The 14604-nt window shown below is 44.1% G+C and carries 18 protein-coding genes; 9 read left to right on the top strand and 9 right to left on the bottom strand.

The genetic code is table 11. The features are described 5' to 3' along the window. Nucleotides 1-68 precede the first annotated feature (68 nt). The 5 genes from ABIO93_RS29880 to ABIO93_RS29900 all read left to right on the top strand — a co-directional run bounded on the left by ABIO93_RS29880 (nucleotide 69) and on the right by ABIO93_RS29900 (nucleotide 5105). Nucleotides 69-665 (top strand): 2'-5' RNA ligase family protein, encoded by a 597-nt coding sequence (locus tag ABIO93_RS29880; protein ID WP_348073696.1) that lies wholly within the window; start codon nucleotides 69-71, stop codon nucleotides 663-665. 12 nt (nucleotides 666-677) lie between these two features. Further along, nucleotides 678-1232: a hypothetical protein gene (locus tag ABIO93_RS29885; RefSeq protein ID WP_348073697.1), complete on the top strand. Its 555-nt coding sequence runs from the start codon at nucleotides 678-680 to the stop codon at nucleotides 1230-1232. 129 nt (nucleotides 1233-1361) lie between these two features. After that, entirely contained in the window at nucleotides 1362-2786 is a 1425-nt protein-coding gene (locus ABIO93_RS29890; protein WP_348073698.1) for an MBOAT family O-acyltransferase, read from the top strand. Between the two features lie 2 nt (nucleotides 2787-2788). After that, complete coding sequence (locus ABIO93_RS29895) at nucleotides 2789-3829, top strand: hypothetical protein (protein WP_348073699.1); 1041 nt, start codon at nucleotides 2789-2791, stop codon at nucleotides 3827-3829. Nucleotides 3830-3956: 127 nt separating this feature from the next. Further along, nucleotides 3957-5105, top strand: coding sequence for an AI-2E family transporter (locus ABIO93_RS29900; RefSeq protein WP_348073700.1), 1149 nt, complete (start codon nucleotides 3957-3959; stop codon nucleotides 5103-5105). Nucleotides 5106-5193: 88 nt separating this feature from the next. Here the strand turns inward: ABIO93_RS29900 and ABIO93_RS29905 are convergent, their stop codons facing one another. Then, nucleotides 5194-6195 (bottom strand): ScyD/ScyE family protein, encoded by a 1002-nt coding sequence (locus tag ABIO93_RS29905; RefSeq protein ID WP_348073701.1) that lies wholly within the window; start codon nucleotides 6193-6195, stop codon nucleotides 5194-5196. A gap of 182 nt (nucleotides 6196-6377) precedes the next feature. Between ABIO93_RS29905 and ABIO93_RS29910 the strand changes: the two genes are divergently transcribed. Together ABIO93_RS29910 and fdhA are read left to right on the top strand one after the other, a co-directional pair. Continuing rightward, complete coding sequence (locus ABIO93_RS29910; RefSeq protein ID WP_348073702.1) at nucleotides 6378-6956, top strand: class I SAM-dependent methyltransferase; 579 nt, start codon at nucleotides 6378-6380, stop codon at nucleotides 6954-6956. A 181-nt stretch (nucleotides 6957-7137) separates the two neighbouring features. After that, entirely contained in the window at nucleotides 7138-8325 is a 1188-nt protein-coding gene (gene fdhA / locus ABIO93_RS29915; RefSeq protein WP_348073703.1) for a formaldehyde dehydrogenase, glutathione-independent, read from the top strand. 52 nt (nucleotides 8326-8377) lie between these two features. On the opposite strand, the gene ABIO93_RS29920 is transcribed toward fdhA, so the two are convergent. The 3 genes from ABIO93_RS29920 to ABIO93_RS29930 are packed head-to-tail and all read right to left on the bottom strand — an operon-like array spanning nucleotide 8378 to nucleotide 9790. Beyond that, a complete protein-coding gene (locus ABIO93_RS29920) occupies nucleotides 8378-8890 on the bottom strand; it encodes a Panacea domain-containing protein (RefSeq protein ID WP_348073704.1) in 513 nt (170 codons plus the stop codon). A 27-nt stretch (nucleotides 8891-8917) separates the two neighbouring features. Further along, complete coding sequence (locus ABIO93_RS29925; protein ID WP_348073705.1) at nucleotides 8918-9433, bottom strand: hypothetical protein; 516 nt, start codon at nucleotides 9431-9433, stop codon at nucleotides 8918-8920. A gap of 6 nt (nucleotides 9434-9439) precedes the next feature. Next, on the bottom strand, nucleotides 9440-9790 hold the full coding sequence (locus ABIO93_RS29930; RefSeq protein ID WP_348073706.1) for a hypothetical protein: 351 nt from the start codon (nucleotides 9788-9790) through the stop codon (nucleotides 9440-9442). Between the two features lie 369 nt (nucleotides 9791-10159). On the opposite strand from ABIO93_RS29930, the gene ABIO93_RS29935 reads away from it, so the two are divergent. Next, entirely contained in the window at nucleotides 10160-10408 is a 249-nt protein-coding gene (locus ABIO93_RS29935) for a hypothetical protein (RefSeq protein ID WP_348073707.1), read from the top strand. Nucleotides 10409-10456: 48 nt separating this feature from the next. On the opposite strand, the gene ABIO93_RS29940 is transcribed toward ABIO93_RS29935, so the two are convergent. Next, on the bottom strand, nucleotides 10457-11140 hold the full coding sequence (locus tag ABIO93_RS29940) for an outer membrane beta-barrel protein (RefSeq protein ID WP_348073708.1): 684 nt from the start codon (nucleotides 11138-11140) through the stop codon (nucleotides 10457-10459). A gap of 174 nt (nucleotides 11141-11314) precedes the next feature. Between ABIO93_RS29940 and ABIO93_RS29945 the strand changes: the two genes are divergently transcribed. Next, nucleotides 11315-11722 (top strand): VOC family protein, encoded by a 408-nt coding sequence (locus ABIO93_RS29945; RefSeq protein ID WP_348073709.1) that lies wholly within the window; start codon nucleotides 11315-11317, stop codon nucleotides 11720-11722. A 3-nt stretch (nucleotides 11723-11725) separates the two neighbouring features. On the opposite strand, the gene ABIO93_RS29950 is transcribed toward ABIO93_RS29945, so the two are convergent. The 4 genes from ABIO93_RS29950 to ABIO93_RS29965 form a co-directional block, all read right to left on the bottom strand. Further along, nucleotides 11726-12526 carry a hypothetical protein gene (locus tag ABIO93_RS29950; protein WP_348073710.1) on the bottom strand — a complete coding sequence of 267 codons (801 nt, stop codon included), beginning with the start codon at nucleotides 12524-12526 and terminating at the stop codon, nucleotides 11726-11728. 3 nt (nucleotides 12527-12529) lie between these two features. After that, a complete protein-coding gene (locus tag ABIO93_RS29955) occupies nucleotides 12530-12886 on the bottom strand; it encodes a hypothetical protein (RefSeq protein ID WP_348073711.1) in 357 nt (118 codons plus the stop codon). A gap of 18 nt (nucleotides 12887-12904) precedes the next feature. Next, nucleotides 12905-13477: a hypothetical protein gene (locus ABIO93_RS29960; RefSeq protein WP_348073712.1), complete on the bottom strand. Its 573-nt coding sequence runs from the start codon at nucleotides 13475-13477 to the stop codon at nucleotides 12905-12907. 138 nt (nucleotides 13478-13615) lie between these two features. Continuing rightward, the gene (locus ABIO93_RS29965) at nucleotides 13616-14536 is read right to left on the bottom strand and encodes a Nif3-like dinuclear metal center hexameric protein (RefSeq protein ID WP_348073713.1); all 921 of its coding nucleotides are present in this window, start codon (nucleotides 14534-14536) and stop codon (nucleotides 13616-13618) included. Nucleotides 14537-14604: the final 68 nt, after the last annotated feature.

The raw sequence follows: 14604 nt of genomic DNA on the forward strand, positions 1-14604 counted from the left end.
TAAAAAAATGTAGATTTGGACTCATAATGCGGCCCTGCATTTAACCTTTCAAATTAAATCATCGACACGTGAACCAGTATTCCCTCGCCATTATGCCAAGTCAGGAAATTGCGCAACAGGTGGTAGACATGAAGCAATTACTTAAAGCGTCCATTGGAAAGAGCTATGGTAGTGCCAATGCTGAGGCGCATGTTTCGTTGGATGGCTTTGAGGCCGAAGAGGAGAACTATCCGGCTATTTTGGCTGAATACCAGCGCATTGTTGCTGGCTTGGCACCATTTGAAATCGTATTCTCTGATTTCGGAGACTTCGATCATGCTAACTTTTCCGCATTTTACATCAAACCAACGGACCAATCCTGCGACGCAATCCGGGAGCGGACCGGGGCCGTGATGAAGACATTTGACAAGAAACTAAAAAAGCAATTTATCAGAAAATGGGCCGACGAGTCCAAAAATCCGCACATGTCCATCGGACGGAGACTGACCCGGGAATGGATCGCTATGGCATATTCCATTTTCAATACCTATGAGGCCAATTTTACCTGTGATTCTTTTGTGATCAGAAAGTTCGTTGAAAAAAAGAGGCAGTATGAAGTGATCGATATACTTCCATTGCTTGGGGATGACGCGGCTACGCTTCAATTAGATTTGTTTCAACCTTAGCTTCGAAACCTTATGAACAGCTACGCGAAAAATGAGTTTTACGGGGATCTGCTGGTTTATAAAATTGAGAAGTGGAGAAAACTTGGAAGCAGTTGGCTGTTTTACATTTTAGCAATCATTTTTTTGATCGTTTTTGCGGGATTGATATTTCAACCGGAGAAAACCAGTGAACTGCTCAACGGATTGACGGTGTATGGAGAAACTGTGGATCAAGAAGGCAATCCGTATCGTTGGCTGGCGATAGTCGGGTTGATAATAATACTGATGCCATTCATGCCAACGGCGCTGCACATTGCGAGAAAGTATTGGCTATATCCTAAAAAGTCGTTGACACAGCGGGCTTATTGCGCAGTTCAGTCCAAGGAATTGATCTCTCATCCGCGCACCAGGAATTCCAGTGTAAATTCCAGATCCTACTATGTTATTATTTGTCACCCTGCCGATCCCAGGCAGATACCCGTCGACATCAGCGAAGTATGGTACCAAACGCTGAAACCCGGTGATCAGATTCATGTTAACTATCACCCGGCGGAGCGGAATATTGTTTATTTGAGGAAGGAAGCGTAGGCAGGTTTAATTGTCATTTTTCGCCTTTTGATAATTCAGAATGTCAGGTCGCTCATTTTCTTTGGTAGTAGCTGTTGATAATGTTTTGTTTGTTCGGGTTCCGACCTCTGACAATAAGCACTATCACCAATGCTATTCAATTCCCTCCATTTTTTATTTTTCTTCATTTTCGTCACAACCTTGTATTACTCGGTTCACGGGCGTTTTCGCTGGATGGTTTTACTAATCGCCAGCGCTTATTTCTACGCTTCCTTTATTCCAGCCTATCTCATTATTCTTGGTTGTATCATTCTCATTGACTACACCTCTGGAATATGGATAGAACGAACCAATGGTCAGATGAGGCTTTGGGTTTTAGTAGCCAGCATTATTGCCAATATCAGCTTTCTGGCTTTTTTCAAATACTTTGATTTTCTAAATAGCAACTTGTCGTTGCTGCTTGATTGGGGTAAGGCAAATCATCAATCGCCAGCGTTCAATTCGCTATTTCCTGGATTGGTCCTGCCGATTGGCCTTTCCTTCCATACATTTCAATCCATGAGTTACACCATTGAGGTTTATCGTGGAAACCAGAAAGCTGAGTACAACTTCGGGATCTATTCGTTATACGTGCTTTTCTACCCACAGCTGGTGGCTGGTCCCATTGAGAGGCCGCAGAATGTGCTCTGGCAATTCCGCGAACAGATATCCTATGAATGGGATAATCTGAGAGTAGGTTTATGGCTGATTCTCTGGGGACTATTCAAAAAAGTGGTGATCGCCGACCGCCTGGCTTTGGTTACGGATGAGGTTTTTGGCCATGTTGACAACCAAAATGCTACCAATTTAGTGATAGCTGTTTTTTTCTACAGCATTCAGATTTACTGTGACTTTTCCGGGTACTCAGACATTGCTCTGGGAACTGCCCGCACAATGGGCTTTAAGCTGATGACGAATTTCCGATCGCCATACCTTTCAGGATCCATTTCGGAATTTTGGAAAAGATGGCATATTTCATTATCCACTTGGTTCAGAGACTACTTATACATTCCGCTGGGCGGTAACCGCGTCGGGAAGGTCAGAATGTATATCAATCTCATGTTTGTTTTTCTTTTGAGTGGTCTTTGGCATGGAGCCAGCTGGCTGTTCATTATCTGGGGAGGAGTGCACGGTTTTTACCTGATACTTGCGCATATTCTCGGCACCGAATCCTGGTTTACCAATTCTAAATCAACAGTTTTTTCCAAGCTATCAAGACTGCTCCATATATGCTGGACTTTTCTTTTAGTCGCTTTTGCCTGGATTTTTTTCAGGGCTGAAAGTACCGCAGATGCATTTCAGATCTTTTCTACCATAGCCAGTCCGTCCGCATATTCGGTTCCTCATTTGAGCATCAACGATACAGAGTTGCTTTTATGCTTGGTTCTGATTGCATTACTGATGTTTAAAGACCATTATATCCCTGATTACGTACCAGGCCAACCCACTTTCTGGCCTTCTGTTGCAGTGATTTCGCTTTTATGTTATTTGTTCGGCATGTTTGGGAGCAATCAATTTATTTATTTTCAGTTTTAGTGATGCATTTTACCAATACTTTCATCCGCTTGGCTCTTCTTGTTGCTTCATTGGGAATTCTCATGGTCGGAATGTCGGACAAGCTTCAAAAGAAATTAAATGATCGTGGATGGATACCTAACCAATACAGGTTCGGAGATCTTTATAACGTGACTAATCTGGAAAGGTTTAAGGAATTGAACATGGACCTGGAAGATGCTCTCACCGAGGCAGACAAACCAGCTACAAGAAGTGATGAAGTCGATTTGTACACGATTGGGGATAGTTTTACAACTATGGATACAGGTTTCTATGCGGGAAACCAGAATCATCATATTTGGCTGGGGTTGAATGTTGAAACTGTACACCTAAATTCTGAAAAGCAGTCTATACTCGTTATTGAAGTTATCGAACGTACAATTCAGGAAAGACTAAAAGCAAGCTACCGTAAACTTTACATAGAAAAGGGATTCCAAACAGACAATCCAGGCAGCGTCGTCAAAACTGCCAAAGCACCCGGCACTACCTCTTTTTGGCTTAGTAAATTTAATGATCAGATTAATCAACGGCTTGAATTCCTACTGTTCAATTCTATAACTTTTTTGAAAATAAAGGAATTAAAAGCAGAGATAATGCTCAAATGGTTTGGCAGAACGCATCCTGGAGCAGTAATTTCCAGAGATCATCAATTTCTATTTTACGAAGTTGAAGCCAACCCTGCAAGTGTTCTTTCTCCCTTCCAGGCTATTGATGATGCGTCTATCGACTCCGTGGTGACAAATATGAACATCATTCGTAATTATTACAGAGGCGTCGGTTTTAAGGAAGTCTATTTCTGTTTCATACCCAATAAAGTGACGGTTTGTGAGCCTGACAGGTTTGTTTACAACAATCAAATTTCACGTATAGAGATGCATCCGAAGCTCGAAGTGCCAGTATTATCTATTCAAGATACGCTTAGAAAGCATCCTGAATGGTTTCACAAAAGTGATGGACACTGGAATGTGCAAGGGAAGCGGTTGTGGTTGCAAACGGTTAATAGGTTAGTATCCCATACTAACTGAACATTATTGTAAGTTATCGGGCACCTCTGCCGCTCTGGCATTATTTTGATAACTTATTTACAATAATGGCAATCGGCAAGGTTTTCCGAATCCAACCACTTTTCTCACGCTAACACAAAGACTTTTTATGGGCCTGTTTTTTAATAAGAATAAGGATAGCCAGCCGGTAAATCCTGGTGAATGGCTACATGCCCGGCAAGGTTACCCCTTCTATATCAAGGCTCCCATGTCGCTGATAGGCATTTATTTGTTCTTTTACTTTTTGTACCTTCTTCAAGACATTATTGTTCCTTTCGCTTTTGCCGGGCTGATTGCTATTCTGCTAAATCCGGTTTATAACAAATTTCAAAAATGGAATTTTAATAAAATCCTGTCCATTGTCCTTACCATTTTGCTGGCGGTGCTGGTGGTCGCCGGTATCATGTTTTTCCTGTCCTCTCAGATCGCACATTTTGGTGAAATGCTCCCACAGCTTCAAAAGAAAACCGAGGCTTTGCTCACTAGCCTGCAAAGCTGGCTGTCTAGCAGTTTTGGCATTTCAACTGAAAAGCAAAAAAGCATGGTAGATGAAGCAATGAACAGTAGCCGTACTTATGTTGGAAAAACGTTGAATACTGTTTTTGGAATGATCAGTTTTTTCATACTAATCCCGCTCTACATCTTTTTGTTATTGTTTTACAAGCCCCTGATACTCAATTTTATTTTTGAGGTTTTCGATGAAGATAATTCTGAGCAGGTCGCAGATATTTTGAAGGAAACCAAAGGTGCCGTGCAAAGCTACATTGTGGGATTAATGATCGAAACTTCCATTATTGCGACGCTTAATTCAATTGCCTTGCTAATTCTGGGTGTAAAATACGCGGTCCTGCTAGGTGTAATCGGAGCAATTTTGAACCTGATTCCTTACATCGGTGGAATTGTGGCGATCGCATTGCCTGTGTTAATGTCGTTTATCACCAAAGACGGCTATACCACGCCATTGCTGATCATCGGCGCCTATACACTCATCCAGTTTGCTGATAATAACATCATTGTCCCAAGGGTAGTGTCTTCTAAAGTTTCAGTTAATGCGCTCATTTCCATATTGGTAGTGTTACTGGGCGGGACGCTTTGGGGGGTGAGCGGGATGTTTCTGTCCATACCTTTCGTCGCGGTGCTCAAAATTATATTCGACCGGATCGATGAGCTCAAACCCTGGGGTAAGTTGCTGGGAGATACTATGCCGGTCAATGCTCCGGGAACGATAGTAGATCCAAATGAAGTGTCAGATGAATGATTTCGATTCGTAGAATCGAGATAATCTTAAAAGTAAAAGCCTCACGCCGATCATTTTCAGCGTGAGGCTTTTGTCCTTGTTAGTACTATTAATAGGTCAGCTTTTGCACGGTTCCCAGCGCGTAGCTCTGAACATAGAATGTTCGGTCGCCACTCCGCTTGATATCAGTGGGCATCATGAGCCCACCCAGCAAAACAGTCCCATTTTCATTTAGGATAGAGCCACTAAACGGTGCAAACCCACCCGGAAGCGCGAAATCTGCGAAATGCAGAAGTAATGGCTTCTTGTTAGCAGTCAAGGTCAGGTGGGTAAGGGTCGTGAAACCGCTTTTGTAAACACTAACAGTTCCGTCTGTGGTCACCTTGAAAACATTTGCAACTGTGGGAGCGAATGGGAAACCTGTTAACTGGCTAACCAGAAAATTGGACCCGTCGAATTCTATCCCAGTTGGAACGGCGTCCACACTCTCAGACGGGCCAGGGATTTTGGCGAATACGCTCAATGCTTTGGTCATCTTATCGCGCTTGATAATGGCGTTTGCTCCCGCATCCGCAATGTATAGATTGCCATCCGGACCCTTGGTAAGGCTATATGCATTGGAATTCAACGGATCAGTCAGATTTTTACTTCTTACATACGTGCCAATATCCTCCTTTGGAATCAGGTTCAATGCCATTCTTGGATCACCTTCCTTAAAGTTGGACACGTCCACGGTGTAAAGAAATCCTTCCAGGCCATGCAGGACATAGAGTTTGCCACCTTCATAATACAGGTGACTAAGACCTTCCGGGCCGCCTTCCGGACTAGCTGCCGAAATGAATCCGCGAACAACAGTGGTTTTGACGCCACCAGGTGTGATCATCACAATGGCACCGTCATTATTTCCCGTCCCCGCTTCAGTGATCCAAAGTTGACCTTTTTCATCGATAGCCATGCCAATAGGAGCTCGAAGGCCAGAGGCAAAGTTAGAGACAGCAAATTGTGTAGGTTCTGGAATAGGTTCCTGGGGGATTTCGTGATCTGTGCAGGCAAATACGCCAAATAATAGCAGGAGATAAGCGGAAATGGATTGTAAATAATGTTTTTTCATCTTGTCGGTTTAGTGAACGTTGGTAGTAAAATTGTATTTTGATACCTATCATAGGTAATTTCAAATATAATTATTATAAGGAAGAATTGTTTTGTTTTTGGGATTTATGAACAATGGTTTTTATTAAGCGGTAGGCGTGATGTATTTTCACACCCAATTATCCACCCAATTTCCCAGGTATCATGACGCAAGATATTAATCAGCCCAAACCGCCGGCTTACACTTCCATTGACGAGGAAACAAAGCAGTCGGGCTTCACGATGGCATCCGACATCCACGTGTGTTCCTTGCTGAAAACGCTGGCTGCGGCCAAGCCGGGCAGCAAATTACTTGAACTCGGAACTGGCACAGGCCTGTCGACCGCATGGATACTTGCTGGTATGGATCCATCTTCAACATTGGTATCCATCGACAATGACGCCCGTTTTCTGGATATTGCTGCCAACCATTTGGGAGGCGATCCAAGGCTCACATTGGTCCACAGCGACGGTGCGGATTGGGTTGACAATAATAAAGATGAAAAATATGATTACATTTTTGCTGATACCTGGCATGGAAAGTATCTGCTTCTGGACGAAGTACTAAACATGCTGAACCCAGGTGCTTTTTATATCATTGATGACATGCTACCTCAGCCTAACTGGCCCGAAGGTCACGATATCAAGGCATTGAACCTGCTCGAATACCTCGATAGCCGGACGGATCTTGCTTTGACAAGGCAGGTTTGGGCGACGGGTATTGTTATTGCGGTGAAGGTGTAGCAAAATGGTGTTGTCCCCAGCGAGAATGGTTCACAGGTCGTAGCATTCACATGAAAATCAAATTTGGGAATACGTATAAGAGTAAATTTTGGGTATTAAGTTGTTTGAATTTAATAATTGCCAGATAATTTTATAATTATCAAAGAGCCGGAGTTCAGTACTAACCCTTAAAATTTACCTTATGTGCCAAAATCATGGAGTAGCTTACATTAAGCCAGGTGAAGTGGAGATTCAGGAAATTGAATATCCTAAACTCGCTCTGGGCAACCGGAAATGCGAGCATGGTGTTATCCTCAAAATCGTATCCACCAACATTTGCGGAAGCGACCAGCACATGGTCCGCGGTCGTACCACAGCTCCGGCTGGATTGGTACTTGGTCACGAGATCACCGGAATTGTGCTGGAAGTCGGCAGTGACGTGGAGTTTATTAAAGTGGGTGACCTCGTGTCAGTGCCATTCAACATTGCTTGCGGAAGGTGCCGGAACTGCAAGGAGGGACGCACAGGAATTTGTTTGAATGTGAATCCTGCACGTCCTGGCGCTGCGTACGGCTACGTGGATATGGGCGGCTGGGTAGGAGGGCAGGCCGAATACGTAATGGTACCCTATGCTGATTTTAACCTGCTTAAATTTCCTGACAAAGATCAGGGAATGGCTTACATTAAGGATCTTACATTGCTTTCGGATATTTTTCCGACGGGCTACCACGGTGCTGTGACCGCGGGGGTAGGGCCTGGTTCGATTGTGTATGTAGCCGGAGCTGGTCCGGTTGGGTTAGCGTGTGCCGCATCCTGTCATTTGCTTGGCGCGGCAGTCGTGATCGTAGGAGATATGATACAGGAAAGACTTGATCAGGCAAAAAGCTTCGGATGCGAAGTAATTGACCTGACCAAAGATACGCCGCTGGAACAAGCTATTGAGGCCATTATTGGCGTACCCGAAGTCGACTGTTTTGTGGACTGTGTCGGCTTTGAGGCGCGAGGGCATGGTTCTCAGGCAGGCGAGGAACGACCGGCGACGGTACTCAATACAGCAATGGCAGTTACCAGAGCAGGTGGGGCAATCGGTATTCCGGGATTGTATGTGACAGGTGACCCGGGTGCGAAAGATAAAGCTGCCCAGGAAGGAAGTTTGAGTATTCGTATCGGACTGGGTTGGGCCAAATCGCATGCTTTTTACACCGGACAATGCCCTGTCATGAAATACCACCGTCAGCTGATGAACGCGATTTTATATGATAAGATCAAGATCGCTAAGGCAGTCAACGTGGAAGTGATCACATTGCAGGACGCTCCGCGCGGCTATCGGGATTTTGATAAAGGTGCTGCGAAAAAGTTTGTGATTGACCCGCACGGGATGATTGCGTAGCGTGAGGTTTTTGAGAAGGGACGACTGCATTAGTGAATGTGGTCGTCCTTTTTTATTCCGGGCTTTCGTGCTTATCTCCGCCTGCGCTTTCTTTCAATAGCGTATTTTCCACTAAGTAAAATGCGGATTCCTGAAAGTTTATAAATGATTTGGATTGCTCATTATCAATCCACCCTTTTTCCAGATGACTGGCTTCTACCAATGCCGACGCTTGCATTTTGCCGTACAGCTCGCACACGTCCTGCAAAGTTTTCAACTCATTTTCGTTAAAGCCTGACGGGTCAAATGACTTGGATGTCGAAATCATTTCACCATAATTTCCATTCCCAACCTCCACCTGCTCGATCGACAATTTAGCATCGTCAGAAAGCTTGACATACATTTTCTGATACTGCGAAGGCACCGGGCCAAACTGGATTGCACGATATGAAATACCCGAGATAGCATAACCGGTCCGTGAGTACGAAAGAAAATCGGCATAAAACAGCAGCTTGTTCAGCTTGGTTTTATAAAGTTTCTTAACCTTCGAGTCAAAAAAGGAGATCATATTGGAAATCCTATTCATATCCGGTTTCCGGAATCCATTGAGTGCCTAAGGGGCCTGATTTTCGAAAATTTGGTCAAGAAATAACAGATCCCACATTCTTTTTGCATTTTCTGCAATGATCGCTTCGGCCTTCATCACCAGCTTATTTGCCTCTTTCTCGCTCAGAATATGTGAACTGGCCTGCACCTGCCGGATAAAAGCTGCCGGATCTTTAACCGACAAAATCAACCGTCCATTCGAAACCGAAGGAATTTCTCCCGACTCATACAAACGATAAGCATTGGTGCCAAGCCCAAGTATCTCCGACATTTTATTCGCCGAAACATCATACATCTGCCTGATCTCCCTGATTTCCTCCGGAAACGGAATACGATATTTTTCGCGATACTGGTTATGAACTTGTGATATGTTCAAATCTTCAAGCTCCAACGTTGTGAATTTTTCACCTGAATCCTTGCAAAGGTAATAATGCCAGAAAAGCTCAAATTTCTCCTTTCGGTATGTTAGCGTGATTAACTCGTGATGTAGGGAAGCCTCGTTGCCTGTAAGTGGACTTTTCATAATGTGCTATTTAAACGGATAAATTAGAGGATGTTGGGCAGTGTGGAAGGAAACGCAGAGCACACTGCTATTAGGTCTGCCAAGCGAGATTTTAATATAAAGTTCGCAGCCTTTATAGGCATAGCCAAAAACCCAAAGCCTTGCGATTCCATAAAGCGTGTCATCCATCGGGCCACTGACATAGTCGCTGATTTGCAAAGACTCAATAATCCCTTTCAGCTTGGTTATCGTTATATCAAGACCAAGCAAAGTTTCCGTATTCTTGGGATTCGTGCGTGCCGTCAAGACTATGCCGAAGATGCTGTATTTAGTATAGAATTCTGCAAGAAACTGCTCAACTTCTAATCGCGATACCAAATTTATTAATAAGTTTAATTATTTGCATATTATTTCAATAAAATCAACTTTATAGTTGAATAACAATGCAAACTAAACTATTGTAACTTGACTTGAACTATACACATCCCAAGCGTCTTTCAACCGGTTGGTATCATTGATTTGAAGGTTAAAATCGGTCTTTTGTAGCAATATCCCCCTTGCTGAATTTGCATTTCTCAATCCATCTCCCGAATATCGCATTCCTTTAAAACATAATGAAAATGAAGAATCTTGCAAGAAATGCCCTGTTATGGTGCGAGTGTCGCGAAAGCGCCTCGGATGCCCATTATGTGCATAAGGACACCTAAAACAGGGCGCATTTTTTAATCCTTTAAAACATAATGAACAATGAAAACACAAACACACTTGCCCGAGTCAGTGGATTCGGTATGCATGGCCTATGGTCATGAAGTTAAAGAATTGCTCAGCATGTGCAGTGCCGAAACCTGGATTGAGGACCTTTGGGCGATTTTTACCGGTTACATGCTTGCGCAGGGAGAAATGGGTTTCAACCCGCGCCTGGCCGATATTTTTACATCGTTCCGGGATTTGGTTATGTTTTTTGAGAAGGTGAAAGCGATGCGGGCGGCGGCCTAGCCCGTAGGTCAGTCCGGGCAAAGCTACCGCTTCGCTCGGACTGATATTTTAAAAGCTAATCCCCGCCGTGACCTGTATCGTCCTGGTTTTTAATCCGTCGTAGTAAGCTCCATCCGTACTGTAATCCTTCATTCCGTAGTCGCGGATGCCTTCCTGTAGCCGGATGGAAACAGGGATGGTTATTTTCCAAATATCAATTTCAACACCGGCCGCGGCAGTTATTATGATCGGATCTTTGTTGGTTTCAGATTGCAGATCATTGGTGATGTCATTCCCGCTGCAACCGGCAAAACCGCAGGCATAACCATATTCACGGATAGTCAATGCTTTTCGCAGCCTGAGTGTCGGACCAACTTCTGCAAAAGGCCTGATCATGCCTGAGGTAAAAGTGTACCTCAATAGTAGCGGGAAATGAAATGCCTTCCATCGCCAGGTCGTTTCAAGATAAAATGGCGAATTAGCACCTTTGGTGGCGAAATACTTGAAAGAATTATACCCGGGTTGGAAATGCAGTGAAAATCCCTGCGGCTGCTTTGAAAATGCGTAACTAAGATCCAGACCGGACGCGAGACCGGAGACATTGGACACCTTGTCATTGTCATATATCTTCCCAAAAAACTGGGGGCCAGCATAGACTCCCACACCGAATCTCCTGAATTCGCGAGAGTTCTGAGCCTGAACCATGTTGGCGACCAGTAAAAATGATAACAGGGGCAATAACGATTTTTTCATGGATGCAGGCAGCGAGATTGAGTTTATAGTGACAAAATTGGCTCGTCATTGGTTGGAAGCATCTTGTCCGAAAGTCCCCCTGAATTTGTCCCGATTTCACCCGCAAAAATGATGAAGAACAATCTAGGTTTGTACTATCAAATTCATAATAAATTCAACCTTAAACCAATAACCATGTCAAAAATTGACCTGCATCCGTATTTAATGTTCGACGGCAATTGCCGTGCGGCGTTCGAGTTTTATCAACCTATTTTCGGTGGCGAACTGAATTTCATGACCTACGGCGATCTGGATGGAAGCTGCCCCGACGGAGTTCGCGACCAGATCATGCACGGCACGCTCATGGGCGGTTCAGTGGGATTTATGGGAGGCGACGCACCCGAGGGAACGCCGCTCGGCGCCGGGAAAATCAACTTGTCGCTCAGCGGTTTTGACGAAGCCACTTTGCGGGAGAAGTATAGTGCCCTGAGCGAAGGCGGGACTATAGTAGTACCAATGGACCGCCAGATGTGGGGCGATATCTTTGGCGCTTTTCAGGATAAGTTTGGTATCGACTGGATGGTGAATATCCGGACTGCGTAGTTCTTATTCACATTTCAGATATGTGGCCCCGCCGGTTTCCCGAACCAGGTCCGGGCTCATATTGGCCGGGTCGGGCACGTAAAAGCGCTCAACCTGCCAAGACCTGAGTTTTTTTAGTTTGGTATTTGTGCACAATCGAACCTCTTTCAAACTATAATTCTCACCAATATTCAGATATTCAAGATTCGTAAGGCCAGTTAGATTCATAGTCTTCAACATGGCGTATATCGAAATTAGTGTTTTTAGTTTGGTGTTTGCTCCTAATTTTAAAAAGCCGATTGAAGCTCTTTGCCCGCCGCCGTCCGAGTGTCCGGAAACATCCAGATATTCCAGTTTAAGGTTGTAGCGAATATCCAATGTGTCAAGTGGCGGCTTAAATTCCTTTACGACACCCACTGGAAATGCCCACGAATAATTATTGGTGATATCTGTCGGAACCTGATAAGCCTGGAATTTGAGGTATACCAGATTTGTGAAATATTCTAGTCCTCTCATGCTTTTATTGGCTCCAACGAACTGAATGTGAAGGCTATCCACATTCTTAATATCTGCATATTTGATACTTCCGTTCGGAATGTCGTTTCGATCTATTTTTTGAGTAATTAAATGCGCTTCCAAATCGGCCGAAAGGCTTACCAGATCATCATCTGCCAGTGGTTTCAACGGTTCCAATATTTCCGGAAGTTCAACTTCTTCGAGATGCTCGACCGATTTGTCTTTGCAACCCAATAGAACAAAAAATGTGATGATGAAGTGTACCAAAAGGTTTCTCATGGTAATATTGAGGTGCTGTTTGTTGAACATAAATTAGATTTTCTTACTAAAACTTAGACCAAACCCCGCTTGATTTTTGCCATCTGGAAAACTAAAAATATTCCACGATGTGCGTTGCTTACGAATTTTATGTTGTCTTGCCAGGTTCCAGGTACTGAGAAGCATAGTGGTGGTGCCCAAGCCAATATTGACCATAGAAAGCGTGCGCTGACCGCTGGGGCTATAGTCGTTGTCATATATTGCATTCTTTTCGGAGTTGAAGCCGATCGCACCGATCGTAATCTGAGTTGCTCCACTCAAAAGTCCCAGTACGGGGGCCGTATTATTGTTGTTGCTTTTCGATATGTCAATAATATTAACGGTATTAAAGCAAACACTGGTACCTATCAAAATCGCGGAGCCGATAGCTTATACAGGCTTGATATTATTGCGCAGCTGCGTGCCAGCAGGGCCATACGTAGGCTGTATCATTGCGCACTCCTCCTTGGTGAGACCACTGGATGCTATCCATTCATCCACTATTTTACTATCCATTTCAAAAATGCTATCATATTGATGCACCGTGTTAATCGCCTCTGCCACGTTGCGTCCCGCAGTTTGTTCTATCAGATAACCGACTGCGCAAATAGTTTTGTCTCTATCAATAAAGCAAGGTCTGCGCTGATCTAAATAATCATAGTTCCTAGGGAATTTGCCTGCGGTGGCATAGGCGCGGAGCAGGTCGAGCAACCGACTACGTTTGTGTTTAAGATCTTCCGTTAAGAAAGAAACGTTTTTGTTCCGAAGCAGGCGCTCAATATATTGAAGGTGAGTTTTGATTCTAAGATCGTTATCCAATGTTTCATCAGGTTTAAAACCGAATGTTTCGATAAAGCTCCTATCGCCGATGATCGGATTGACAGTGTTGCTCCGGTCATAATTATTGCAACCAGCTAAGAGCAGAAACAGAAAAAGTGGGAGGAAAAGTGAATTTTTTCTCATGGTAGGATCAATTAAGTTGAGTTAATGTTGGAGCTAAGAGCTCCTGTACAAATGCAAGAAAAGAAATTTCTGCAGATGGTTGTAACCCACTGAATATTAGTTTTTTTTGCCCACCGGGTTTGCACCTACGGCCTACCTTTAAAGCCAAGTAAACGGATCACCCGAAGCAATATGCGTCACCTTTAAATCCGCCAGTTTCGGCTGTAACCATTCCGCAAAGTATTCCATTCCTGGCTCTTCACTTACTGAGTGACCTAGAATAATCAGCGCAGTTTTGCCGCCGAGTAGTCTGCTGTCACGAATGTATTCGGCAGTTTCCCATTCGGACACCTCACCTACAATGAGGACATCTGGCTTTTCTGCTTCTACGGCCGTCACGTGAGACACTCCACCGGATGCGCCGGGCATCAATGCGATTTTGACACATTTTTGATCCAGTTCACCGATTACCCGTAGTTGCTTGATCCCTAATGAAGTTTTTAAATGTTTAACCAAATCACCAAGACCGATGGAAGGAATAGTAAGTATTCTCGAACCCGTTTTATAATAAGACGTCCAATTTGCTTTTTTAGCGACGCCATAACTTACTGCGTCCGGGCGTAGCGAATGGCAGTAATCGTGAAACCGCCAGACCGCAATTTTGTGCTTTTTAAGCAATTCCTGCTTTTTCTTTACCACTTCATTATTTTTCACCCAATCCGGATTGTCTCGGTGATTATAAAATGTAGGCTCGTGGGCAATGATGAAATTCGCATTGCGTTTCGCAGCTTCATTGATCACGTCCACAGTAGCGAACATAGTCGTCACAATACCTGTCACCGTCTGGCCAGCACTGCCCGACTTCAAGGTATCTACTGTATCGTTAATAGGTGAAAGATTGCCTTCCTTCATCACCAGGTCCATAATCTGCTGCACCGTCCAGGCCTTTTTCGATCCGACCGACGCTTTACCAAATGAAAAATCAGGTGACAACACCGCCAGGCCCGCAGATGCTTTTAGTGAATGAAGAAGAAATTTTCTCCTTTGAAGAGTATTCGGAAACAGGAGCTTTGTGTTCATATTGAGTGGCTTGCTTTTGTAAAAAAACGCATGGAGGTGAATCCATACGTTTTTACAAAAGATAATGT

The sequence above is a fragment of the Dyadobacter sp. genome, from assembly GCF_039919315.1.
Classification (GTDB): Bacteria; Bacteroidota; Bacteroidia; order Cytophagales; family Spirosomataceae; genus Dyadobacter.

Excerpts from the sequence above, each read along its gene's own strand:
- ABIO93_RS29885 (WP_348073697.1), top strand. The coding sequence starts at position 678 with ATGAACAGCTACGCGAAAAATGAGTTTTACGGGGATCTGCTGGTTTAT.
- ABIO93_RS29890 (WP_348073698.1), top strand. The coding sequence starts at position 1,362 with ATGCTATTCAATTCCCTCCATTTTTTATTTTTCTTCATTTTCGTCACA.
- ABIO93_RS29895 (WP_348073699.1), top strand. The coding sequence starts at position 2,789 with ATGCATTTTACCAATACTTTCATCCGCTTGGCTCTTCTTGTTGCTTCA.
- ABIO93_RS29900 (WP_348073700.1), top strand. The coding sequence starts at position 3,957 with ATGGGCCTGTTTTTTAATAAGAATAAGGATAGCCAGCCGGTAAATCCT.
- ABIO93_RS29905 (WP_348073701.1), bottom strand. The coding sequence starts at position 6,195 with ATGAAAAAACATTATTTACAATCCATTTCCGCTTATCTCCTGCTATTA.
- ABIO93_RS29910 (WP_348073702.1), top strand. The coding sequence starts at position 6,378 with ATGACGCAAGATATTAATCAGCCCAAACCGCCGGCTTACACTTCCATT.
- fdhA (WP_348073703.1), top strand. The coding sequence starts at position 7,138 with ATGTGCCAAAATCATGGAGTAGCTTACATTAAGCCAGGTGAAGTGGAG.
- ABIO93_RS29920 (WP_348073704.1), bottom strand. The coding sequence starts at position 8,890 with ATGAATAGGATTTCCAATATGATCTCCTTTTTTGACTCGAAGGTTAAG.
- ABIO93_RS29925 (WP_348073705.1), bottom strand. The coding sequence starts at position 9,433 with ATGAAAAGTCCACTTACAGGCAACGAGGCTTCCCTACATCACGAGTTA.
- ABIO93_RS29935 (WP_348073707.1), top strand. The coding sequence starts at position 10,160 with ATGAAAACACAAACACACTTGCCCGAGTCAGTGGATTCGGTATGCATG.
- ABIO93_RS29940 (WP_348073708.1), bottom strand. The coding sequence starts at position 11,140 with ATGAAAAAATCGTTATTGCCCCTGTTATCATTTTTACTGGTCGCCAAC.
- ABIO93_RS29945 (WP_348073709.1), top strand. The coding sequence starts at position 11,315 with ATGTCAAAAATTGACCTGCATCCGTATTTAATGTTCGACGGCAATTGC.
- ABIO93_RS29950 (WP_348073710.1), bottom strand. The coding sequence starts at position 12,526 with ATGTTCAACAAACAGCACCTCAATATTACCATGAGAAACCTTTTGGTA.
- ABIO93_RS29960 (WP_348073712.1), bottom strand. The coding sequence starts at position 13,477 with ATGAGAAAAAATTCACTTTTCCTCCCACTTTTTCTGTTTCTGCTCTTA.
- ABIO93_RS29965 (WP_348073713.1), bottom strand. The coding sequence starts at position 14,536 with ATGAACACAAAGCTCCTGTTTCCGAATACTCTTCAAAGGAGAAAATTT.